Source organism: Ascidiimonas aurantiaca (genome assembly GCF_037646345.1).
GTDB lineage: Bacteria > Bacteroidota > Bacteroidia > Flavobacteriales > Flavobacteriaceae > Ascidiimonas > Ascidiimonas aurantiaca.
On record NZ_JBBEWR010000010.1, the window covers coordinates 163,558 to 187,350 of the forward strand.

Below are 23,793 nucleotides of genomic sequence, written 5' to 3' on the forward strand. Positions count from 1 at the left end.
CTTTATAAACTACATACCGATTTGAGTATCTACTTTATTGTTTATTTTAGCGGCATGATACGCTTAGTTATACTGGGGAGCGGAAATGTTGCCTGGCATTTAATAAAAGCCTGTAAAGAGGCTCAGGGTATTGAAGTAATACAACTTTGGCACCGTGGAGAATTACCCGCAGATTTTGATACCTTGCAGGTAGAAACTACCTCTTCACTCTCTCTGCTGGCAGAAGCAGACCTCTACTTTATAGCGGTAAATGATGCCGCCATAACCAATTTATCCAAAAGCATGCCTAAAGTTAAGGGAGTAGTTGCACATACCTCAGGTAATACCCCCATGCAGGCACTTAGCAGTAAAAACAGAAGAGGGGTTTTTTATCCTCTGCAAACCTTCAGCAAAAGTGCTGCTTTACATTTTAAAGAAGTGCCGGTGTGTCTTGAAGCTGAAGACACTGAAGGGATTCATCTTCTTGTAAAAACTGCACAAAAACTCACCAATCACTATGAAATAATAGATTCAGATCAGCGTAAGACCTTGCATTTGGCCGCTGTGATCGTTAACAATCTGGTAAATCACCTATATCATCAGGCGCATGAACTATGCAGGGATAAAGAAATCCCTTTTAGCCTTTTGCAACCTCTCATTCTGGAAACAGCCCGAAAAATTAACACAAAGTCTCCTTATGATGCACAAACCGGCCCGGCCCGCAGAGGCGATCATACTACACTTTATTCACAAATTGACACTTTAACTGAAAACTCTGTAAAAGAATTGTATATAGCCATTACACAATCTATCTTAAAAACGTATGGAAGAGAAAAATTATAAAGAATACCTGGAACATATTACCACATTTGTTTTTGATGTTGACGGCGTACTCACCGATGGAACTATTATAGTTACTTCAACCGGTGAAATGCTAAGGAATATGAACATAAAAGACGGCTATGCACTCAAAACTGCGGTAGATCTCGGGTATAATGTTTGTATAATTTCAGGAGGAAGTAATGAAGGGGTTCGCTCCCGGCTTAAAGGACTTGGGGTTACAGATATTTACCTGGGCATTCAGGACAAGACAGAGAAACTTGATGAATACATGGATATTTATAACATCGCTCCCGAAAATGTGTTATACATGGGTGATGATATTCCAGATCTTTTTTCTATGCAAATGGTAGGACTCCCCTGTTGCCCTCAGGATGCAGCACCGGAAATAAAGCATATCTGTAAGTATGTTTCCCATAAAAATGGTGGAAAAGGATGTGTACGGGATGTTATTGAACAAGTGCTAAAAGTACAGGGAAAGTGGAATAATAAGGCGGATGCCAAATACGATTAAAACACAATGTATGCTTAATTACCTGAAACTTGTTCGTTTTCCCAACTTGTGTATGATAGCGCTCACGCAATGGGTAATAAAGCTTATGCTGATAAATGTTTTTTTTAAACATACCACTCTCAGCTTTTTAGATTTTACTTTGCTTGTATTGGCTACGGTTTGTATTGCGGCTGCAGGATATATTATTAATGACATTCACGATGTGGCTATAGACCAGATAAACAAACCAGATAAACAGCTTATCGGCAAAAAAATAAAGTTAACCCATGCCTATAATACGTTCTTTTTACTAAATATAATAGGGGTGGCTTTGGGCTTTTATATCGCTTTTGAGATAGAGAGATCAGGGTTTGCGGTTATTTTTGTACTGGTTTCCGGATTGTTGTATTTATACGCCACCATGTTAAAACCTATACCGCTTATAGGAAACCTTACCGTTTGTATATCGGTTGCTATTAGTATATTACTGCCGTTTTTTTTCGATGTGGTTCCTGTTCAGGACATTTCCAACCGATGGATGACCGTATATGTACTGGAAATTTCCCTTTGTTATGCCGGATTTGCCTTTTTTATTAGCTTCATACGTGAGCTGGTAAAATCAATTGAAGATATTGATGGCGATTACAACAACGGAATTCGCTCGGTTCCCATGCTCATTGGAAAAAAACGAACTTCAAGAGTAACAGCTTTAATGGCTTTGAGTATGGTATTAATTCTGTTTTATATCATTTATCAATACCTGTATCATTACACAATACTCAATGCTTATATTTTGTTTGGAATAATGGGGCCTTTATTCTATTTTACTTTCACATCCTGGGAAGCCAAAAAGAAGAAACACTTTACAAGGCTCAGCCAGTTGCTCAAAGTAATCATGCTTGCCGGAGTTATTTCTCTGGTGGTTTTTCGTTACACCGTATTAAATGATTTATAATGCTGAGGGAACTCCTTAAAGGACATCATATCATTCTGGCATCAGGTTCGCCCAGAAGACAACAATTTTTAAAGGATCTGGGGCTTGATTTTGAAATACGTCTAAAACCGGTAGATGAAGTATATCCCCAAAGGCTTAAAGGTTTTGAAATAAGTGATTACCTGGCACAGTTAAAAGCCCTCCCTTTTAAAAGTGAGTTGAAAGAAAAAGAGATACTCATTACCTCAGACACTATTGTATGGCACCGTAACAAAGCGCTTGGCAAACCCAGAAGTGAAGAAGAGGCTATAAACATGATACGCTCTCTTTCAGGAGATGTACACGAGGTAATTACCTCTCTATGTATTACTACGACAACTGTACAAAAAACTATACACGCTACCACCAAAGTACATTTTAAAGAACTTACAGATAAAGAAATCATATACTATGTCACTCAGTTCAAACCTTTTGATAAAGCCGGGGCCTATGGCATACAGGAATGGATCGGTTTTATAGGTATTGACCGTATTGAGGGCAGTTATTTTAATGTCGTGGGGCTACCGGTACACCTGCTATATGAACAACTGTTGAAAATAAAAGAATATGGCTCCTGAGGAATGTTATACATCTTGTTATTTCTGATACATACCCCTGTCGGAAACATCCCTTTTTTATATCTTTTTTTACCCAAAACACCTTTACTTTTTTTCATTAGGAAGCCTGCTCACTTTTAGGTATTTTTGAATAATCAAAGGTGTTTATCCATGAAGTTTTTTAAGATCCCCACCATACTCTTAATATGGTTTATAATCCTCAACCTCGGTTGTAAAGAAAAAATTACTACCGAACCGGAGAACGAAGTAGTTAAAGAAATAGTTGAAAAGGAGAAACCCGTTATGCGTACTCTCCATAAGCAGTTTAAAGACTATTGGTATGCCGGTAAAGCCGAGATTACCTCTTTTAAACTGCAACAGGCCCGGTACGGAGAACTTAGAGAGGGGCATGCCGTTTTGATATACGTAACCGAAGACTTTTTACCCGAAAAACAGGTAAAAGCAGATCGCCCTAAAAAAGATAATCTCAAAATATTAAAATTGAACAGTACTAAAAATTTCCTCACGGGTATATATCCGTATTCTATAATGACCAGTACTTTTCATCCTGTATTCACAAAAGAACATGCTGTTAAGGTATCTAATTCGGTTCAGGAATGGTGCGGACAGGTATATATGCAGCTTAATAATCGGGACGGGTATGAAATCAATGCACATTCATATTTTGAAGGAGAAGCAGACCAGTTTTTGAAACTGGAAAAAGAACATCTTGAAAATGAGTTATGGACCCAAATTCGAATAGCACCTGACGAGCTTCCCAAAGGAAATATTAAACTAATACCCTCTATGGAGTTTTTAAGGTTACAACATAAAGAAATAAAAGCCTATGAAGCCGTTACCTCACTGGAAAATAAAGGTGAACTTTCTCATTATATCATCACTTATCCAGAACTTAAGAGAACAGTAACCATAATGTTTCAGACAGATTTTCCCCATGGTATAGAAGGATGGACCGACATCTATACAAGCGGGTACGGTTCAGGTGCAAAGACGCTTACCTCTACGGCAATAAAGTTAAAAACTTTAAAAACCGATTATTGGACCAAAAATAAGAATACAGATGCTTACCTTCGAAACAATTTAGGATTATAAGCTATGAAAGAGTTTTTTAGTGTTAATGAGTTTTTCAGTGGAAACTCTGTAGAGATTGTAAAAAGCATTATTACACTGGTAGTACTTATTTTGTTCCAAATGCTCTCTTCTAAAGCTATAAGAAAAGTTGGAAAAATAGGTGATTTTAACGAGGTGCGTACCCGGCTTATTATCAAGTATGTAAATATTAGTATTTTTTTCATTGCTATTGGGGCCGGAAGCTTCATCTGGAGTGTAAATTTCAAGGATCTGGGACTTTTGTTATCATCTGTCTTTGCTGTATTGGGAGTGGCGCTTTTTGCCCAATGGTCTATTCTAAGCAATGTAACCTCCGGCATTATACTGTTTTTTTCCTTCCCGTTTAAAATTGGCGATCGTATTCGTATTCAGGATAAAGATTTTCCATTGGAATCCCAGATCGTAGATATTAAAGCTTTTTATGTATTCTTACGCACAGACGAAGGGGAACTCATGACGTACCCCAATAACCTGCTTCTCCAAAAAGGAGTTGTGATTATTGACAAGCAGCCATCTGAAGATGACTCATATACACCGGATGATTTTACCGATTAGATAACATGTTTAGATGTTCTTTATAGCATACTATAACCCTTGCGCAAAGCAATTTACACGTTATTTCAGCTTACAAAAAGCTTGTTAAAGAAGTTTTAAAAACCACTTACCGGCAGCTAATCTTAGTATATTTGGAAGATATCTCAACTAAAACGACCTTCATGAGAAAATTTACCGTTCTCTTAGTAATGCTACTAACCACTGCGCTATATTCTCAGGCCCCGGCACACTGGCCTTCATCGCGTATTTACGAAAGCATTCAGAAATTAAATTTTTTAGGGACCGCATTGTATATTGCGGCGCATCCCGATGATGAGAACACCAGGCTTATTTCTTACCTGTCTAACAAGGTACATGCACGAACAGCCTACCTTTCTCTTACCCGTGGTGATGGAGGGCAAAACCTCATCGGGCCCGAACTCAGAGAGTTGTTAGGAGTGATAAGAACCCAGGAGCTTTTGGCTGCCAGACGTATTGATGGAGGGGAACAGTTTTTTACCCGTGCCAATGATTTTGGTTTTTCCAAACATCCGGATGAAACTTTAACTATTTGGGATAAAGAAGAGGTTTTAGCCAATGTGGTCTCCATAATTCGCCGTTTTCGGCCAGATGTTATTATTAATCGTTTTGATCATCGTTCTCCAGGTGCTACACACGGTCACCATACTTCCTCTGCCATGTTGAGTGTAGAAGCATTTGATCTCGCTTCCGATCCCAATGCGTATTCTTCACAGCTAAGCACATTAAAAACCTGGCAACCCCGTCGTTTATTTTTTAATACTTCCTGGTGGTTCTACGGCAGTCCGGAAGATTTTGAAAAGGCCGACAAGAGTAAAATGGTTTCGGTAGATGCAGGTGTTTACTACGATCAGAAAGGAAAGAGCAATGGAGAAATTGCCGCGCTTAGCAGGAGCCAACACAGCAGCCAGGGATTTGGAAGCAGCGGCTCCAGAGGAAGTGATATTGAGTATCTGGAGTTTTTAAAAGGAGATTTCCCAAAAAATGTAAACAATCTTTTTGATGGTATTAATACCACCTGGACACGTATAGAAGGCGGAGACTCTATTGGAAAAATACTGGAAGAAGTCGAATCAAATTTTAATTTTAAAGATCCTTCTGTTCATATTCCGCAATTAGTAAAAGCATACCAGCTTATTCGTGAATTAAAAGATACATATTGGCGGGAGCAGAAAACAAAAGAAATAAAAGCGATCATTACCGCCTGCTCAGGACTTTTCCTGGAAGCAGTAGCTTCAGAATCAGGAGCAGTTCCGGGGAGTACTTTTGAAATTAACCTGGAAGCCATTAACCGTAGTAAAGCCTCTATAACTATGGTGCGTACGGAAATTATACCGGGTGCTAAAAGTCAGGTCATAAACGAAACACTGGACTTCAATACGAGAAATCAAAAAAAACTACAGATATCCCTACCCGAAACCCTTACCTATACGACTCCTTACTGGCTTTTGGAAGAAAGTACTTTAGGGATGTATAAAGTAGGAGAAAAACATTTGATAGGAAAACCGGAAACTCCGCGAGCCGTTAGTGTGATTATATATACCTTAATCAATGGTATTGAGATCCCGTTTACACGAGACGTAGTTTACAAATTTACCGACCCCAAAAAAGGAGAGGTGTATCAACCCTTTGAGATATTACCCCCGGTAACCGTAGGAATTCCTGATAAAGTAACCATTTTCGCCCGGGAAAGAACCAGGGACATTTCTGTAAAAATAAGAGCCGGAAAAGCAAATGCTAAAGGAACAGTTTCTTTAGAGGTGCCTCCGGGTTGGAGAGTAAACCCCTCGCAATTGACATTTGAAATTGACCGAAAAGGCGATGAAAAAACGGTATTGTTTTCTGTTACTCCCTCTACCGATGAAAGCGAAGGCTGGCTGCTGCCTCGCATCAAAATGGATGAAACCGTATATAGCCACGAACTTGTTGAAATAAACTATGAACATATTCCCAAACAGTCGGTCTTGCTTCCCTCCAAAGCAAGAGTTGTACGGCTTAACATTCAAAAAGCCGGTGACAATATTGGTTATATTGCAGGGGCCGGAGACAAAGTACCCGAAAGCCTCCTGCAAATAGGTTATAACGTGCGTACCATTACTCCCGAAAATATTTCTACTGAAACATTGCGCTCTTTTGATGCCATTGTAGTGGGCATACGTGCTTATAATGTAGTTGAAAATCTCAAGTTTAAACAGGATTACCTGTTGGAGTATGTAAAAAATGGAGGGAACCTCATTGTTCAGTACAATACCTCCGGAAGAAGAAGGCTCCTTCTTAATAACCTGGCACCCTATCCTCTGGAAGTATCGAGAGACAGGGTTACTGATGAAAATGCTAAGGTACGTATGCTGGCAAAAGACCATGCCGTTTTAAATTTTCCCAATAAAATAAATGAAAACGATTTTGATGGCTGGGTACAGGAACGTGGTCTGTACTTTCCTGATAAATGGGATAAAGCATTCACACCGGTCCTATCTATGAACGATGCCGGAGAATCTCCTAAAAATGGAAGTCTTTTGGTAGCTCCTTACGGAAAAGGATACTATATTTACACTGGCCTGAGCTTTTTCAGAGAATTGCCGGCAGGAGTACCTGGTGCTTTCAAGTTATTTGCCAATATGCTTTCTCTCGGCAAAGAACAGGTAGAAAAAAAAGAACCTATAAAAGGCTAATTTATGCTTGACAAATTTGTCTGGAAAAAATCATATACACTGGTCCTTATTATGAATGTTTGCTACATCATAGCCTTTTACTATATTATGACCGGAAACCGCTAACCAATGGAAATACTGGACTGGATCATCCTTGTGGGAACACTGCTGTTTATAGTAGGGTACGGGGCATGGAAAACAAAAGGTAGTAAAGATGTAAAAGATTATATCCTGGGAAACAACCAGGCAAAATGGTGGACCATAGGCCTGTCAGTAATGGCCACTCAGGCAAGTGCTATTACTTTTCTTTCTACACCGGGGCAGGCATTTCACGATGGTATGGGCTTTGTACAGTTCTATTTTGGGTTGCCATTGGCCATGGTGGTTATATGCCTGGTCTTTATCCCCATTTACCATCGCCTTAAAGTATATACGGCCTATGAGTTCCTGGAAAAAAGATTTGATCTTAAAACAAGAACCTTGGCTGCTATTTTGTTCCTGATACAAAGGGGGCTCGCCGCCGGAATTACCATTTTCGCACCCGCCATTATCCTGTCGGCTGTATTGGGATGGGACCTTAAAACACTTAACCTTATTATTGGTGTCCTGGTTATTGTATATACCGTATCGGGAGGTACCAAAGCAGTGAGTGTAACCCAAAAACAGCAAATGTTTGTGATTATGACCGGTATGGGTATCGCTTTTTTTCTCATTCTGAGTTATCTCCCTTCTGATATTGATTTTGGGAAAGCGCTTAAAATGGCCGGGGCGAACGAAAAGCTTAATATTCTTGATTTTTCTTTTGATGCCAAAAGCCGATATACTTTCTGGAGCGGGATCACCGGAGGTTTCTTTTTAGCCTTGTCTTATTTCGGAACCGATCAAAGTCAGGTACAAAGATATCTGGGAGGGAAGTCTGTAAGGGAGAGCCAGCTTGGGCTCATCTTTAATGGTATTTTTAAAGTGCCTATGCAATTCTTTATTTTGTTGACCGGGGTTATGGTGTTTGTTTTTTATCAGTACAACCATTCCCCGCTTAATTTTAATCCGGCTGCTAATGAGGCGGTACTTAACTCTGCCTATGCCGGTGAGTATATAAAACTTCAGGAAGAACATTTAAAACTGGAAACTCATAAAAAAATTGCTCAGGAACGTTTCTCCAAAGCATTAGATATGCATGAATATGCCCCTATTGTTTCGGCAAAAATGGCTATCATGGAGATCAATACCCAAGAGCGGGAAAACCGGGAAAAGGCAAAGAGCCTCATTAAAAAAGCTGATGAAGATATTGAGACCAATGATAAAGATTATGTATTTATTCACTTTATACTTAATAATCTGCCCAAAGGTTTAATAGGATTACTCCTTGCCGTGATCCTTTCTGCTGCAATGTCTTCGACTGCTTCAGAACTTAATGCATTGGGCACCATTACGGCTATAGATCTGTACAAGCGTAACCAGAAAACCGAAAAAAGTGATAAACACTACCTCAATGCCTCTAAAGGGTTTACATTTTTATGGGGTATTATCGCTATTTTATTTGCCAATTTTGGCTCTCTCATAGACAACCTTATTCAACTGGTCAATATTATTGGTTCTGTTTTTTACGGAAATGTACTGGGTATCTTTTTACTCGCCTTTTTCTTTCGCTTTGTAAAAGGGAATGCTGTATTCTGGGCAGCGGTCATTACACAGTGTATTATCTTTTTTATTTATTATCAATTTATTTATACAGAAGAAAAAATAGGCTATTTATGGTTAAACTTTATTGGTTGTGCCCTGGTAATTATCATAGCCATGTTCCTCCAATCGTTTAACAGGGCCAAAAAAACGATAGTTTAGTTTTATTTACTTGATTTCAAGGTGAACCGGCCTTTTATACTATATTGGCAAGGGTACTAAAAACAAAAACCCGCGATTACATCGCGGGTTTTATACTGATAATAGGATCACTGGTTACATAGCGCCCCATTCTTTTAAAGAATCTTCATTTAATTTAATATAATCAGCATTTCCTGCATCTTTAGCCAATTGTAACGATGTTTTAGCTGCCGCAATTGCACCTTTTTTATCTCCAAGGCCGGCATGGATAAGTGATTTTTGTCGGAACATCCAGAAAGCTTTAGGGTTCTTTTCAACCGCTTTATCAATCCACTCTTTAGCTTTGTTAAGATCTTTTCCTTCCTGTAAATAATAAACGGCTGCCGAGTAATAATCTCCGGGAGAAGGCCCGGACATTACTGCTTCAATACTTTTCATAGCCTTAGCAGTAGTAGGAACCTCTATAGGAACCGCTACATACGTTTTTTCCCAGTAAATTTCAAGATGTGCTCCATTGTTGGTCAGGTTATTGAAATCTATAGAAAAAGTTTCTACATCAAAAGGAATAGGCATCACCTCAACTTTCACATTTGCAGCAACCTTGCTTTCATCCCATTCTCTGGGAACACCCCAGTTGTTGGTTTCAGTGTAAAATATAACGTCCCACGACTCTTGAGAAGGCTTGGCAAAAATAGCATAAGAACCTGCTTTTAATGGCTGGCCTGCTACCTTCACATCATCACTAAAGGTTATTACCGAATTGGCATTAGCTCCCGTTCTCCATAATTCTCCAAAAGGAACCAGGTTCCCGAAAACTTGTCTTCCCTTCATTGAAGGTCTTGAATAAGTCACACTTATTTCTGTAAGACCTACGGTTTGTTCAACTTTTGCAGCCGGACTGGGAGCAGGTGTCTTTACCTGCGCCTGCAGCACTCCTGCAGTTACAAAGGCCATGGTTAAGGCGAATAATTTTCTCATGTTTCTTTTGTTTTTAAGGGTTTATCCTGGCGAAATTAACAGATTCATACACGAAGAAATGTTAACAAAACCTTAAAAAACAAAATTGCTACTTTAAGGTTTCATCCCTTTATCTTATTTAATTAACATAAACCTAACCTCTGGATGGGGTTTTATTCTATTTTTGCGATCATGAAACTTCATAAAAACCTGACTGCAGAATTTATAGGCACTTTTGCTTTGGTGTTTTGTGGTACCGGTGCCATGACTATCGATGAGGTAACCGGAGGTACAGTTACACATCCCGGTATTGCTATTACATGGGGGCTTATCGTAATGGCTATGATCTATGCTTTTGGCGAGATATCAGGCGCTCATTTTAATCCTGCCGTTACTATTGCATTTTCATACGCACGAAAGTTCAGGAAATCACATATTCTTCCCTATATAACTGCACAATGTCTGGGGGCCATTGCCGCATCTCTGCTTTTACTTTTTCTTTTTCCCGAAGCTGAAAGTTACGGAGCAACTGTTCCGTCAACCGATAATTTAAGAGCTTTTATAATTGAGTTCTTGCTCACCTTTTTTCTAATGGTAGTTATTATCAACGTATCAACAGGCAGTAAAGAAATAGGCATTATAGCAGGAATTGCCGTTGGCGGCGTAGTATTGTTGGAAGCTATGTTTGCAGGCCCCATTACCAAAGCCTCGATGAATCCGGCGCGCTCGCTGGGTCCGGCACTGGTATCGGGAAATATATCTATTCTTTGGCTATACTTTCTGGCACCCGTTTCAGGGGCACTCGCAGCAGTAGTTAGTTGCAGGCTTGTTAAAGACGAACAATGCTGTTAATTATTTCGATAAACAGTTTTTAAAAGTGCTATATACCTAATTTTTAAACTGTTTAACTTTTTATTCATAAGATTAAACAAAATTAATTGTATTTTTACTCTGTAAAAAGAAATCTTATGAAACTCTATCAGTTACATACCGTACAAAAGCTCCCTATTACTTTAGATGAAGCATGGTCCTTTCTGTCTGACCCCCGAAACCTTAAGGCCATAACTCCGGATCATATGGGTTTTGAAATATTATCAGGGGCTGATCGTGACATGTATCCGGGACAAATTATTCAGTATATAGTGAGTCCGGTAGCAGGTATAAAAACCAAATGGGTTACAGAGATCACTCATGTAAAGGATCGGTCTTACTTTGTGGATGAACAAAGGTTTGGGCCTTATTCATTATGGCATCATAAACATTTTTTACGCTCTATAGAGGGTGGTGTTGAAATGGAAGATATTATTGATTATAAGCTCCCTATGGGTATCCTGGGGCAGTTTATGCATACGATCATGGTAAAAAAGAAACTCCGACAGATCTTCGAATATCGTGAAAAAAAGCTAATAGAGCTATTCGGTGAATTTGGAAATGAGTCCAAAGTTATCCGAATGGAATCCATTTGAATTTAATAAATACATCTGTTTATTATGAAAAAAAATATACTCCTTGTGGGAGGCTCTTATGGTATTGGGCATGCTATAGCAGATCTGCTTTCTCAGGATCACAAAATTTACATTGCTTCCCGGTCTTATGATCACCCACCCAAATCCAATATAGTACACGTACCTTATGATGTAAACAAGCATACATCTTTACCGGAGGTAATTCCGCAGGAAATACACGGTTTTGTGTTTTGCCCCGGATCCATTAATCTCCGTCCTTTTAAAATGTTATCTGTAGAATCTTTTAAGGAAGATATTCAGATTAACTTTATTAATATGGTTACAGTTCTGAAAGAAGTTCTTCCCAGAATGGCTCAAGGTAGCAGCATTGTGCTATTCAGTACCGTTGCCGTACAAACGGGTATGCCTTTTCACACCAGCGTGGCTGCCGCAAAAGGAGCTATTGAAGGGTTTGCCAGATCATTGGCAGCAGAATACGCCCCTAAAATACGGGTAAATGTCATAGCCCCTTCTCTTACAGATACACCTTTGGCCGAAAAGCTCTTGAACAATGACGTTAAAAAGGAAAAAATGAGTGCCCGCCATCCGCTTAAGCGTTACGGTAGCCCTGAAGATATTGCTAATGCCGCTGTTTTCCTCTTAGAAGAAACTGCTGCCTGGATCACAGGGCAGATTATTCATGTGGACGGAGGTATTTCTTCTTTAAATCTTAATTAATACATAGTAATGGCCCTACAAAAAGTTTCGGTTTTTTGGTTTCGAAGAGATCTGCGGCTTCATGATAATGTAGGATTAAGCATGGCATTGGCTAATGAACCATGCGTACTCCCTATTTTTATTTTTGACCGCGACATTCTGGACAAATTACCACAGGAAGATGCACGTGTTACTTTTATTTTTGATACCCTGCAAAAACTCAGATCTACTCTTCAAAATACCTGTAGTAGTTCTATAGCATTCTTTCATGGTAAACCTGAAGAGGTTTTCCAGAAACTCTCCCAACAGTATGCTATATCTTCAGTTTATACCAATCATGATTATGAGCCTTATGCCAGAGAGCGAGATCAATGTATTAAAGAGTGGTTGGAAACCCGTAACATCGCTTTTCACACTTATCAAGATCAGGTCATTTTCGAGAAAAGTGATGTGGTTAAAAGCGATCAATCCCCATATGTGGTATATACACCCTATATGCGTAAATGGAAAGAAAACTTTCATAACAGCATCCTAAAAACACATGAGGTATTAAACAACAGTTCACATTTTATAAAAGACACCTCTTTACCCAATATCACACTGGAGGACATGGATTTTAAAAGATCTTCCATTCATGTTCCCGCCTATAACACTTCTGACGATCTAATAGATCAGTATGAGGCTACCCGGAATTTTCCGGCGAAAGATGCTACCTCGCGTCTGGGGCCCCATCTGCGATTTGGCACCGTAAGTGTTCGGGAAATGGTAAAAAAAGCCATAGCCAGTGACAATGAAACCTTTTGGAACGAATTAATATGGAGGGAGTTCTTTATGCAGATATTATGGCACTTTCCGCAAACTGCACAAAGAAGCTTTAAACCCAAGTATGACCGTATAAAATGGCGAAATAATGAAGAAGAATTTACAAGGTGGTGTAATGGCACTACCGGATACCCTCTGGTAGATGCCGGTATGCGGCAGTTAAATAAAACAGGCTATATGCACAACCGTGTACGTATGCTGGTAGGAAGCTTTTTATGTAAGCATTTATTAATTGACTGGCGTTGGGGAGAGGCGTACTTCGCCGAAAAATTACTGGATTATGAGATGGCCAGCAATGTAGGTAATTGGCAGTGGGTAGCCGGATGCGGAGTAGATGCCGCTCCTTATTTCAGGATATTTAATCCTACCACGCAGATCCAGAAATTTGACAAGCAACAGACCTACATCAAAAAATGGGTACCCGATTTTCAGGAATTAACCTATCCACAACCTATTGTTGATCACAGCTTTGCCAGACAAAGATGTCTTACCCGTTACAAAGAAGCTTTGGAGTAGTTTATTATAAAAGTTGTATCTTAAAAAATAAAAACATCATGGATACAAAAGAATACACCAACGGAAACATTACCATTGTATGGAAACCTTCTCTTTGCGAACACTCCGGAAATTGCGTAAAAGGCTCTCCAAAAGTCTTTAAACCCGGAGAAAAGCCCTGGATAAATGCACAGGCCGAAAACTCAGAAGCAATAGTAAAAACTATAAATACCTGTCCTTCGGGCGCTTTAAGTTATTATCGTACTTCTTAACGCCTTTACATTTACATACCTGCCTGTGTAAACAAACTACCAGGTTTTAGCGTATGAACGATGTTGCGCCATAAAGAATCTCTAAACCGGTATGTACTACCGGATCATACTATTTGAAATTTCGTTTAAAATTCGTACTTTTTGTATATTTAACATATCATACTATATAAACTATGGCAGCCAATAAAACACAACCCACCAACGCCTCAGTGACCCATTTTATAAACAGCGTAACCGAAGGCAAAAAACGTGAAGATAGTATGAAGCTGTTAGAAATGATGCGAACCATTACCGGTGAAGAACCCGTTCTTTGGGGCCCGAGCCTTATTGGTTTTGGGAAAGTACATTACAAATACAAAAGCGGTCGCGAAGGCGATTGGTTTTTAACCGGGTTCTCTCCCAGAAAACAGAACCTTTCTGTATATGTGATGCCGGGATTTAAAAGATATGAAGAATTAATGCAAAAACTGGGTAAATACAAAACCGGTAAATCCTGTCTCTATATCAAAACATTGGGCGATATTGATGTAAAAGTACTGCATGATCTCATTACATTAAGCACAGAACACACTAAAACTTTATATAACTAACTATCAATATACTACCAGTTTATGAAAAAAACAGCACTACTTGCAGTGACCCTTACCGTTTGCTCGCTACATTTCTCACATGCCCAAAAACTAACAGCGAATAAAAAAGCAGTAATTGCCTCCGTTGAAAATCACAAAGAAGAACTCATTACATTAAGCGATAAGATATGGGCCGCTGCCGAAACAGCCTTTAATGAAACCGTTTCATCTGATTTACTGGCCAGTTATGCCGAAGCACAGGGTTTTAAAGTAGAGAGAGGTGTGGCAGGCATGCCTACGGCTTTTGTGGCTTCTTATGGAAGCGGAAACCCTGTGATCGGGGTGTTGGGTGAGTTTGATGCCCTCCCCGGTATTTCCCAAAAAGCACAACCCGATAAAGAACCGCTAAAGGAAGGAGCTGCGGGACACGGTTGCGGACATAACCTCTTTGGTGTAGGTAGTCTGGCTTCGGCAATAGCCGTAAAAGAATTAATGGAAAAAGGAAAACTGAAGGGCACCGTAAAATTCTTTGGCACTCCTGCAGAAGAGAAATTTTTTGGAAAATTATGGATGGCAAGAGAAGGACTGTTCAATGATCTGGATGTTTGTCTTGACTGGCACCCTTCCGCTGCAACCAAAGCCGATGTACAAAGCTCACTGGCCCTGGTAGATTTCATAGTCGAGTTTCGGGGCCAGGCGGCACACGCATCTGCCGATCCCTGGAACGGGCGCAGTGCTTCGGATGCACTTGAACTATATACCACAGGAATAAACTACCTAAGAGAACATATTAAGCCCACCGTGCGCATACATTACCACATTCAGGATGGCGGACAGGTGGTTAACGTAGTTCCCGATTACTCCAAAATATGGGTACGGGTACGGGATACTAAACGCGACGGAATGATCGAAGTTTATGAACGGGTAAAAAAAATGGCAGAGGGTGCAGCTATTATGGCAAATGTTAGTTATGAGATCAAACTTGTATCCGGTATTCATGAAGTACTGGTAAACAGAACCGGTGGCAAAACCATGCAGTCCAACCTGGAGTTACTAGGCCCTATTACCTACACAGAAGAAGAAATTGCCTTTGGGAAAAAAATACAAGAGGCTACCGGTAAACCACAAATTGGTATGGATAGTGAAATACGACCCTTAGAAGTCACCAAAGAACACCCGGGAGGAGGATCTACCGACGTTGGCGACGTAAGCTGGCTAGTACCTGAAATACGGCTGGGTGTAACCACCGCCCCCAAAGATACACCGTGGCATTCCTGGGCCGTTGTAGCATGCGGAGGCATGTCCATAGGCCATAAAGGTATGCTCTATGCCGGTAAAGCTATAGCAATGACCATGACCGATCTGTTTGAAAACCCTAAACTGGTAACAGCTATTCAAAAAGAGTTTAAAGAAAGGAAAGGAGATTATCAATATGAAGCCATTCTTCCTCCCGGCCCACCCCCTATAGGCCAGAATTAGAAATAAAAATTGTAAAAGCACCTTTTGGGTGCTTTTTTATTAAGTTATATTCAATACAATTCTTTTATTTTTTGCGAGCCTTCTATAAGCTACTATTTTCAAAATAGGATAATTTTCCATGTATCAAACCTGAAAATATTACCGCTTTCAAGACCGTACGATCCTGGCGCCAATAGCAGCAAGCCGGGTATCTATGTTTTCATAACCCCTGTCAATTTGCTCTATATTGTGAATGGTTGATTGCCCTTTGGCAGAAAGTGCGGCTATAAGAAGAGCTACACCCGCCCTAATATCGGGAGAGGTCATGGTGGTAGCCTTTAAAGAGGATTTAAAATCATGGCCAATTACCGTGGCACGATGCGGATCACACAGTATGATCTTGGCTCCCATATCAATAAGCTTATCCACAAAAAAGAGACGGCTCTCAAACATTTTTTGATGAATAAGCACACTTCCCCGTGCCTGTGTAGCAGTCACGAGAATAATACTTAATAAATCGGGAGTAAAGCCTGGCCAGGGAGCATCTGAAATGGTAAGAATAGAACCGTCAATATAACTTTGGATCTCATATCCGTCAGTATGGGCAGGGATATGAATATCGTCTCCCACTTTTTCCACTGTGATGCCCAGTTTTCGAAAAACATCTGGTATTTGCCCCAGGTTCTCCCAGCTCACCTGTTTAATGGTGAGTTCACTTCGGGTCATAGCTGCCAAACCAATCCAGCTTCCTATTTCAATCATATCGGGAAGAATGGTATGCTCACAACCCTTTAATTGTGATACCCCTTCTATCTCAAGTAAATTAGAACCTATACCTTTTATTCGTGCTCCCATACTAGTAAGCATTTTACAAAGCTGTTGCAAATATGGTTCGCAGGCGGCATTGTATATAGTGGTCGTGCCCTCTGCCAGTACAGCAGCCATAACAATGTTGGCAGTTCCTGTAACCGATGCTTCATCCAGCAACATATGTGCCCCTTTCAAGCGGCCGTTAGCTGTATATACACCGTAAAAATGCTCTTCCCTATTATATCGAAAGGATGCTCCTAACTTTACAAAACCTTCAAAATGCGTGTCCAGTCGGCGTCGTCCAATTTTGTCCCCTCCCGGTTTAGGGATATACCCCTGTCCGTATCTTGCCAGCAATGGCCCTACGATCATTATAGAACCACGCAAACCTCTTCCGTCTTTTTTAAACTGTTCAGACTGGAGATAATCCAACCGAATATCATCTGCCTGAAAAGTATAACTTCCCGGGCCGTTCTTTTGAATTTTTACCCCCAGGTTCTCTAATAAGCCTATAAGCTTATTTACATCAATAATATCGGGTATATTATTAATAACTACCTTTTCAGGTGTTAATAAAACGGCACACAGTACCTGTAGGGCTTCATTTTTTGCGCCCTGCGGGGTGATCTCTCCATGAAGCGGTTGGCCACCTTCAATTATAAAAGTTCCCATAAAAATATGTGTGTAGGAAGGATATGTTTAGTAACGCTTTTTACCTCTGTTTCCGCGATAATTCTTTTTCCCGTTGTTCGTATTTCTACCATTTCCGGTACGCGTTCTGCCTCTCATGAGCTCACTACTGTTAGTGAGGTCTTCATCCCATTTAGCAAGATTGATCCTGCCGTCACTAAGTTCGTACAAATGTTTAAAGATCACTTCATCTTCTACCGTATCCTTGTTCCAGTTAAGGTAGCTTTTTTTCATGTGATTGGCTATGGTATATTTCAATGCCTGTTTGAGATCACCTTCTTCCCAGCTATTGGCAACGTCTATCATTTTCTTTATGTTGTTACCATAAAAACGATATTTGGGATAGTTTTGCGGGTAATCAAGCTTTTCAGGGCGTTCTTCCAGCATTTCTTTGGAAGGTTTGGGAAAAGGAGAATCTACATCCAATTGAAAATTAGACATAATAAATAACTGGTCCCAGAGTTTATGTTGAAAATCCGGAACGTCCCGAAGGTGCGGATTAAGATTTCCCATCACGCCAATGATGGCCTGAGCTACTTTGTTACGTTCTTCACGGTTTTCTATAGAAATCGCAAAATCAACCATTTTTTGTATGTGCCTTCCATACTCAGGAATAATGAGCCGTGGCCTTTCAGTATTGTATTCTAAATTATCTGTCAAAATATTGAAAATTTGCTAAACAGCGGTAAATGCTTTCAAAGCGAAGTTATTAGGTTTGCAAAATAGTAAAAAAACATATACTAATCAGGTAAATTACCAAAAAATTCTACAAAGAGATAATTCCCTCTATCTGGGAAACCTCTTTATACTTTTCTATAACTTCATCAGGGTTTTTAAGATTTACTGTAACAGAGACACTTGTATAATTTCCTTTAGACGACTTTTTGGTGTGAATAACAGCTCCCGTATTATCAAAAATAGTATGAATTTGCTGTACTTTAGAAGTATCAGTAGGAACAATAAATTTGTAAAGGTAGTCAGACGGCCAAAGAGTACTGTTGGCCAGTTCGCCTTTTAACCGGGAATAAAATTCATCCTGTTGGGATGCATCCATAGTGCTCAATTTTAAAAGCACAAAGATAGACAATTCATATTTTTAAGTTACCATTGTATTTCATTAATTTGTCGCTGAAAAAACCAATGGTGTGAGTGTTCAGAAAATTGTTATTACAGGAGGTCCCGGAACCGGAAAAACCTCTATTATCAATACCTTACAGGTACGGGGATACAACTGTTTTCCTGAAATTTCCAGACAAGTTACCCTTAAGGCCCGTGAGCAGGGAATAGAACAACTTTTTCTTTCCCGGCCCCTGTTGTTTAGCGAGCGACTCCTGGAAGGGCGAAAAAAGCAATTTCAGGAAGCTTTGGAGCATGCAAACCCATATGTTTTTCTGGACAGAGGTATTCCCGATATTCTGGCATATATGGATTATATTGGTGACGAATATCCTTCCCTTTTTCAGGAAGCCTGTGAGACACATCGTTATGACAAAGTATTTCTGCTTCCACCCTGGAAAGCTATTTACAAATCAGATAATGAGCGTTATGAGAGCTTTGAACAGTCTGAAAAGATTTATAAATGCCTGAAAAAAACCTATATAAAGCACAAGTATGATTTAATTGAAGTTCCTACGGGTGCTGTAGATAAACGAACTGATTTTATAATTTCCATGCTGGAGACGTGAACCAACCCAATGACATACTAAAAAAATACTGGGGGTATGATAACTTTCGCCCTCCGCAGGAACAGGCTATACAGTCTGTACTTAAAGGTCAGGACACTCTGGTTCTTCTTCCTACCGGAGGTGGCAAGTCGCTCTGTTTCCAGATTCCCGCTCTGGCCTCTCCCGGTATATGTATTGTGGTTTCGCCTCTAATTGCTCTTATGAACGACCAGGTACAACAACTAAGGGCTAAAGGAATAAAAGCAATCTCTCTGGCAGGGAACCTGTCATATTCTGAGCTGGATACTTTACTGGATAACTGCGTATATGGAAATTACCGGTTTCTGTATATTTCACCCGAACGCCTTAAACATGAGCTGGTACTTGCCCGAATAAAACAGATGGCTGTAAACAGTATCGCTGTAGATGAGGCACATTGCATATCGCAATGGGGTAACGATTTTCGTCCGGCGTATAAAGATATCGTCAGGTTAAGAGATATCTTCCCTCACGTACCTGTAATTGCACTTACCGCATCAGCCACTCCCAGAGTGGTCAACGACATTATTACAGACCTGAAGCTTACCCCTGTGCATACATTTAAAAAATCGTTTGCGAGACCTAACCTAGCTTACCGGGTGATCCACACCGAAAACAAATTAGCAAAAACTGAACATCTGCTAAAAGAATATCAGGGAACCTCCATTATCTATGTAAGAAGCCGAAAAGCTACCGTTGAGGTAGCCGAATATTTGAAAAAGAGACACATCACTACGACTTTTTATCACGGTGGGATCTCCAGCGAGGAAAAAACCAAACGCCTTCAACAATGGATGGATGGAGAGGTAAGAGTCATGATAGCTACCAACGCTTTTGGTATGGGGATAGACAAACCCGATGTAAGAACTGTTATTCATCTTGCACTGCCTGAAAATCTCGAAAATTACTATCAGGAAGCCGGCCGTGCAGGAAGAGACCTTAAAAAGGCTGCTGCCTTTCTCATTACTTCCCGCCACGATATTACGCTTGTTAAAAAACAGTTTTTAAGTGTCTTGCCAGATGTAAACTTTGTGAAAACGCTATATAGAAAATTATGCGCGTATTTTCAGGTATCGTATGGGGAGGGTGAGTTTGATACTTACCAACTGGAGTTTTATCGTTTTTGTGAGACCTACCGCTTTCCGGTACCTTTGGCATACAATGCCATGAAACTTTTAGACCGATACGGTGTATTAAGACTTTCAGAAACCTTTCACAGGAAAACTACAGTACATTTTGCTGTGCCCGGAAGCTCTGTTCTGGCATATCTTAAGCGAAACCCGTCTTTTGAGGTCGTCACAAAAGCCCTGTTACGCACTTATGGAGGGATCTTTGATCTGGAAACCTCCATAAATACTCACCTTATCGCCAGCAAAACAAAAGTTTCGGAAGCCCAGGTATTCCATGTTTTAAAACATCTGGCGCAAGACGGCCTTATCAATTATACAGCCTCACATACAGATGCTGAAATTACATTTCTCCAGCCACGGGAAGATGAAAAGACTATTAATGTTATTGCCCGGCACATAAAAGAACAAAATAAACATAAAGAGGAGCAGGTAAAACAGATAATTGCATACGCTACAAATGTGACCAGATGTAAAAGTGAATGGCTCCTCTCCTATTTTGGAGAAAAAAATACAACGCCCTGTGGTATTTGCTCATTTTGCCAAAAACCTGATGAAAATGTTTCACAAGAGAAAATGGTACTTCTGCGGCAGGACATCCTGAAAGCTCTCGAAAAAGATCCCAAAACATCAACAGAACTTGTCAGGTTGTTTACCTTTACTGAGAAAACAGTACTGGAAGCACTTCGATACCTTGCTGAACAGGACCGGATACAGATAAACCAAAAAAATCAATATACTGTTAAAATATGAGAACGCTCCGAATCGTTTTTATGGGCACACCCGATTTTGCCGTAGGCACACTCAAGGCCCTTTTGCATGCTGATTATAACGTAGTAGGTGTGATTACTGCACCCGATAAGCCGGCTGGCAGAGGCAGAAAGCTTACAGAATCGGCTGTTAAAACCTTTGCTGTTTCCCGGGGGCTGCCTGTATTGCAACCTCAGAACCTAAAAGATCCAGGGTTTCTGGAACAACTAAAACAACTTGACGCCAATCTACAGATAGTGGTGGCATTTCGTATGCTGCCTGAAGTAGTCTGGAAAATGCCAGAATTCGGTACATTTAACCTCCATGCATCCCTCCTTCCCGATTATCGGGGTGCAGCCCCTATAAACTGGGCCATTATAAACGGAGAAACGCTTACAGGCGTTACTACTTTCTTTATAGACCATATGATAGACACCGGTGCCATTATTGCTAAAGAAGAGGTACCGATACCCGGTGATATGACGGCTGGAGAGTTGCACGATCAATTAATGGAAAAAGGGGCCGGGCTAGTGGTAAAAACTGTAGAAAGCATACAAAAAAATGCGGTGACCACGACACCTCAACCCAATGTAAGTAACCAAAAATCTGCTCCCAAGATCCACAAAGAAACCTGTAAAATAAAGTGGAATAATGGTACCAAAGACATATACAATCACATAAGAGGGTTAAGTCCCTTCCCCACTGCATGGAGTTATATGGCAAATAAAGATGAAAAAGTTGCAGTAAAAATATTCAGGGGATTGCCAATTTATGAATCTCACAATTTACTTCCCGGTACTATACGGGTGGCAGAGTCTGGTGTAAAAGTTGCTACTCTCGATGGTTTTATAGAGCTTCTGGAAATACAATTACCGGGGCGTCGAAAAATGCTGATAAAAGATTTGTTGAACGGGTATGATTTTGACCCAAATGCAAAAATGCTCTAAACCCTTATGCATAGAGGCTTACAGGAAAAAAATCCGTATTATGTCATTACTTTATTAACAATGAAGTCAAGTTATTAACAAAATAAGGGTTTTCGCCCGATTTTACTTGTGTGGTACTCAAATCCGTATAAATTTGTCTAACGATTACAGTAATCTTATGTTTAACCAACAATTAATTTTAAAATTTACATTATGAACAAATCAGAATTGATAGATGCTATGGCCGCAGATGCAGGCATCACCAAAGCAGCAGCAAAAAAAGCACTGGAATCTTTTCTTGGTAGTGTTGAAGGATCCTTAAAAAAAGGAGGCCGCGTATCCTTAGTAGGATTTGGTACGTTCTCAGTTTCTAAAAGAGCTGCCAGAGAAGGAAGAAATCCACAAACCGGAAAAACTATCCAAATTAGCGCTAAAAACGTAGTGAAGTTTAAAGCAGGAGCAGACTTAAGTAAAGCTGTTAACTAAATAACAGTTCTACAAAATAATACAACAAAAAAGCATCCGTTTGGATGCTTTTTTGTTGTATTAGATCGATTAAAAAGTACTAAAATTTGTTTTTTTCAATATTTTAGTTAGATTTAACTAAATTTAACATTTATAGTATGGTTGCCATAAAACCTCAAAAAGGGCATTTACTGATCGCGGAACCATCTATTATAGGTGATGTTTCGTTTAACAGATCAGTAGTTTTGCTGGCAGAGCACAATCACGAAGGCTCCATAGGATTTATACTTAACAAACCCCTTTCTTTTCAGCTCAATGAATTGGTGCCGGAAATAAGTAAACCTATGAAAGTGTATAATGGCGGCCCTGTTGAACAGGATAATCTGTACTTTATACACAGGGTACCGGAACTCATTACTAACAGTATCGAGATATCTAATGGTGTATATTGGGGAGGCGATTTTGAAAAGATCATAGACCAAGTCAATAATGGTACCATTAAAAGTACGGACATCCGTTTTTTTCTGGGGTATTCCGGTTGGGAGCAGCTACAACTGGATAAAGAACTTCAGTCAAGCTCCTGGGTAGTTCTTGAAAACATTTATAAAAGTAACATTGTTAAAAAACGGGCAAATCATTTCTGGAAAGAGAAAATGATTGAATTGGGAGGTGATTATATGCTATGGTCTAATGCCCCCGAAAATCCCAATCTTAATTAAGTAAGGCGCGCCAGAGCATTTACTCTGCCTAACAAACTCCTGCTCACGTCTTTTTCATATATTTTTTTTCTGTATTTAGTAATAGGGTGTATCCCATGAATGACATTGGTAATAAAAAGTTCATCTGCTTTTTGTAGTTCAAAAGGAGAGATCGAAGCTTCTTCCAGAGTAAGGCCTTCTGTTTTTGATATCACCTTAAGCAATTGCTTTCGCATGATACCGTTCAGGCAACCATCAGTTAACGGAGGGGTTTTAACAACATTACCCGATACCAGAAATATATTACCATTAATGGCCTCTACCACATTTTTACGTTCATTTAGTAAAAGACAATTCTCATATCCGTTTTCATGGGCATAGATCCCTGCTACCACATGGGTTACTTTATTGGCAGATTTGAGCGTGGAAAGTAAACCTGCCGGTATCCAGTGATCTTTAAACAGTTCTACCTCATAAGGGGTATCAGGCAGCATATAAAAAGGAGCCTCCAGTACTGATGTACTGATTATATATGATACCGTATTTACCTCAGGCGTATAAAAGCCACCCTCATTTCGAAAAACCGTAAGTCGCACCCGTACGGGCAAATTTTCCTGCGCATTAGCCTTTAGGGTTTGCAAAATGGATGCTTCCAAATACTCCATAGTAAAATTCATGGGAATATCCATTCGTAATATTCTCATGGCAGCCATAAGGCGAAGGTAATGGTCCTCCCAGAAAAAGATACGGGAGTTTACCACACGTATTGTTTCAAATACGGCATCTCCATAGCACAAACCGCGATTTGTCTCACCTAAAAAAGCAGTACCTTCCGGTATCAGATCTCCATTAAAATTAACCATAAAAAACC

At 39.9% G+C, this 23,793-nt stretch carries 25 protein-coding genes; 20 read left to right on the top strand and 5 right to left on the bottom strand.

All coding sequences use genetic code 11. The features are described from left to right. Nucleotides 1–54: 54 nt before the first annotated feature. From WAO84_RS11700 to WAO84_RS11735, 8 genes are all read left to right on the top strand, one after another. A complete protein-coding gene (locus tag WAO84_RS11700) occupies nt 55–822 on the top strand; it encodes a Rossmann-like and DUF2520 domain-containing protein (protein ID WP_340065969.1) in 768 nt (255 codons plus the stop codon). Further along, complete coding sequence (locus WAO84_RS11705) at nt 803–1,333, top strand: KdsC family phosphatase (protein ID WP_340065971.1); 531 nt, start codon at nt 803–805, stop codon at nt 1,331–1,333. The genes WAO84_RS11700 and WAO84_RS11705 overlap by 20 nt, the downstream gene beginning before the upstream one ends. Nucleotides 1,334–1,343: 10 nt before the next feature. Next, nucleotides 1,344–2,267, top strand: coding sequence for a geranylgeranylglycerol-phosphate geranylgeranyltransferase (locus tag WAO84_RS11710; protein WP_340065972.1), 924 nt, complete (start codon nt 1,344–1,346; stop codon nt 2,265–2,267). After that, nucleotides 2,267–2,863 (top strand): Maf-like protein, encoded by a 597-nt coding sequence (locus WAO84_RS11715; RefSeq protein WP_340065973.1) that lies wholly within the window; start codon nt 2,267–2,269, stop codon nt 2,861–2,863. The genes WAO84_RS11710 and WAO84_RS11715 overlap by 1 nt, the downstream gene beginning before the upstream one ends. 150 nt (nt 2,864–3,013) lie before the next feature. Continuing rightward, nucleotides 3,014–3,955: a septum formation inhibitor Maf gene (locus WAO84_RS11720; RefSeq protein WP_340065974.1), complete on the top strand. Its 942-nt coding sequence runs from the start codon at nt 3,014–3,016 to the stop codon at nt 3,953–3,955. Nucleotides 3,956–3,958: 3 nt separating this feature from the next. Beyond that, nucleotides 3,959–4,528 (top strand): mechanosensitive ion channel domain-containing protein, encoded by a 570-nt coding sequence (locus WAO84_RS11725; protein WP_340065975.1) that lies wholly within the window; start codon nt 3,959–3,961, stop codon nt 4,526–4,528. A gap of 161 nt (nt 4,529–4,689) precedes the next feature. Continuing rightward, nucleotides 4,690–7,218: a PIG-L family deacetylase gene (locus WAO84_RS11730; protein WP_340065976.1), complete on the top strand. Its 2,529-nt coding sequence runs from the start codon at nt 4,690–4,692 to the stop codon at nt 7,216–7,218. Nucleotides 7,219–7,326: 108 nt separating this feature from the next. Beyond that, nucleotides 7,327–9,039: a sodium:solute symporter family protein gene (locus WAO84_RS11735; RefSeq protein ID WP_340065977.1), complete on the top strand. Its 1,713-nt coding sequence runs from the start codon at nt 7,327–7,329 to the stop codon at nt 9,037–9,039. A gap of 114 nt (nt 9,040–9,153) precedes the next feature. On the opposite strand, the gene WAO84_RS11740 is transcribed toward WAO84_RS11735, so the two are convergent. Next, nucleotides 9,154–9,996 carry a DUF2911 domain-containing protein gene (locus tag WAO84_RS11740; protein WP_340065979.1) on the bottom strand — a complete coding sequence of 281 codons (843 nt, stop codon included), beginning with the start codon at nt 9,994–9,996 and terminating at the stop codon, nt 9,154–9,156. 171 nt (nt 9,997–10,167) lie between these two features. On the opposite strand from WAO84_RS11740, the gene WAO84_RS11745 reads away from it, so the two are divergent. The 7 genes from WAO84_RS11745 (at nt 10,168) to WAO84_RS11775 (ending at nt 15,774) form a co-directional block, all read left to right on the top strand. Next, entirely contained in the window at nt 10,168–10,827 is a 660-nt protein-coding gene (locus tag WAO84_RS11745) for an aquaporin (RefSeq protein ID WP_340065981.1), read from the top strand. A gap of 116 nt (nt 10,828–10,943) precedes the next feature. Further along, a complete protein-coding gene (locus WAO84_RS11750) occupies nt 10,944–11,441 on the top strand; it encodes an SRPBCC family protein (RefSeq protein WP_340065982.1) in 498 nt (165 codons plus the stop codon). A gap of 24 nt (nt 11,442–11,465) precedes the next feature. Next, the gene (locus WAO84_RS11755; RefSeq protein WP_340065983.1) at nt 11,466–12,158 is read left to right on the top strand and encodes an SDR family NAD(P)-dependent oxidoreductase; all 693 of its coding nucleotides are present in this window, start codon (nt 11,466–11,468) and stop codon (nt 12,156–12,158) included. Nucleotides 12,159–12,167: 9 nt separating this feature from the next. Beyond that, nucleotides 12,168–13,475 carry a cryptochrome/photolyase family protein gene (locus WAO84_RS11760; protein WP_340065984.1) on the top strand — a complete coding sequence of 436 codons (1,308 nt, stop codon included), beginning with the start codon at nt 12,168–12,170 and terminating at the stop codon, nt 13,473–13,475. Between the two features lie 38 nt (nt 13,476–13,513). Further along, nucleotides 13,514–13,726: a (4Fe-4S)-binding protein gene (locus WAO84_RS11765; protein WP_340065986.1), complete on the top strand. Its 213-nt coding sequence runs from the start codon at nt 13,514–13,516 to the stop codon at nt 13,724–13,726. 173 nt (nt 13,727–13,899) lie between these two features. Next, nucleotides 13,900–14,316: a DUF1801 domain-containing protein gene (locus WAO84_RS11770; RefSeq protein WP_340065987.1), complete on the top strand. Its 417-nt coding sequence runs from the start codon at nt 13,900–13,902 to the stop codon at nt 14,314–14,316. 21 nt (nt 14,317–14,337) lie between these two features. Continuing rightward, nucleotides 14,338–15,774, top strand: coding sequence for an amidohydrolase (locus WAO84_RS11775; protein WP_340065988.1), 1,437 nt, complete (start codon nt 14,338–14,340; stop codon nt 15,772–15,774). Nucleotides 15,775–15,921: 147 nt separating this feature from the next. Here WAO84_RS11775 and murA read toward each other — a convergent pair whose 3' ends face one another. The 3 genes from murA to WAO84_RS11790 form a co-directional block, all read right to left on the bottom strand. After that, on the bottom strand, nt 15,922–17,235 hold the full coding sequence (gene murA / locus WAO84_RS11780) for a UDP-N-acetylglucosamine 1-carboxyvinyltransferase (protein ID WP_340065989.1): 1,314 nt from the start codon (nt 17,233–17,235) through the stop codon (nt 15,922–15,924). A 27-nt stretch (nt 17,236–17,262) separates the two neighbouring features. Continuing rightward, nucleotides 17,263–17,913 (bottom strand): DUF4290 domain-containing protein, encoded by a 651-nt coding sequence (locus tag WAO84_RS11785; protein WP_340065990.1) that lies wholly within the window; start codon nt 17,911–17,913, stop codon nt 17,263–17,265. 106 nt (nt 17,914–18,019) lie between these two features. Continuing rightward, on the bottom strand, nt 18,020–18,307 hold the full coding sequence (locus tag WAO84_RS11790; RefSeq protein ID WP_340065991.1) for a DUF493 family protein: 288 nt from the start codon (nt 18,305–18,307) through the stop codon (nt 18,020–18,022). 91 nt (nt 18,308–18,398) lie between these two features. Between WAO84_RS11790 and WAO84_RS11795 the strand changes: the two genes are divergently transcribed. The 5 genes from WAO84_RS11795 to WAO84_RS11815 all read left to right on the top strand — a co-directional run bounded on the left by WAO84_RS11795 (nt 18,399) and on the right by WAO84_RS11815 (nt 22,943). Then, nucleotides 18,399–18,938 (top strand): AAA family ATPase, encoded by a 540-nt coding sequence (locus WAO84_RS11795; RefSeq protein WP_340065993.1) that lies wholly within the window; start codon nt 18,399–18,401, stop codon nt 18,936–18,938. Next, nucleotides 18,935–20,836 (top strand): RecQ family ATP-dependent DNA helicase, encoded by a 1,902-nt coding sequence (locus tag WAO84_RS11800; RefSeq protein ID WP_340065995.1) that lies wholly within the window; start codon nt 18,935–18,937, stop codon nt 20,834–20,836. Before WAO84_RS11795 ends, WAO84_RS11800 begins: the two co-directional genes overlap by 4 nt. Continuing rightward, nucleotides 20,833–21,780, top strand: coding sequence for a methionyl-tRNA formyltransferase (gene fmt, locus WAO84_RS11805; RefSeq protein ID WP_340065996.1), 948 nt, complete (start codon nt 20,833–20,835; stop codon nt 21,778–21,780). The genes WAO84_RS11800 and fmt overlap by 4 nt, the downstream gene beginning before the upstream one ends. 192 nt (nt 21,781–21,972) lie before the next feature. Continuing rightward, nucleotides 21,973–22,245, top strand: coding sequence for an HU family DNA-binding protein (locus WAO84_RS11810; protein WP_340065997.1), 273 nt, complete (start codon nt 21,973–21,975; stop codon nt 22,243–22,245). A gap of 137 nt (nt 22,246–22,382) precedes the next feature. After that, nucleotides 22,383–22,943 carry a YqgE/AlgH family protein gene (locus tag WAO84_RS11815; protein WP_340065999.1) on the top strand — a complete coding sequence of 187 codons (561 nt, stop codon included), beginning with the start codon at nt 22,383–22,385 and terminating at the stop codon, nt 22,941–22,943. On the opposite strand, the gene WAO84_RS11820 is transcribed toward WAO84_RS11815, so the two are convergent. Then, complete coding sequence (locus tag WAO84_RS11820; protein WP_340066000.1) at nt 22,940–23,785, bottom strand: aminotransferase class IV; 846 nt, start codon at nt 23,783–23,785, stop codon at nt 22,940–22,942. The genes WAO84_RS11815 and WAO84_RS11820 overlap by 4 nt on opposite strands. Between the last annotated feature and the right edge of the window lie 8 nt (nt 23,786–23,793).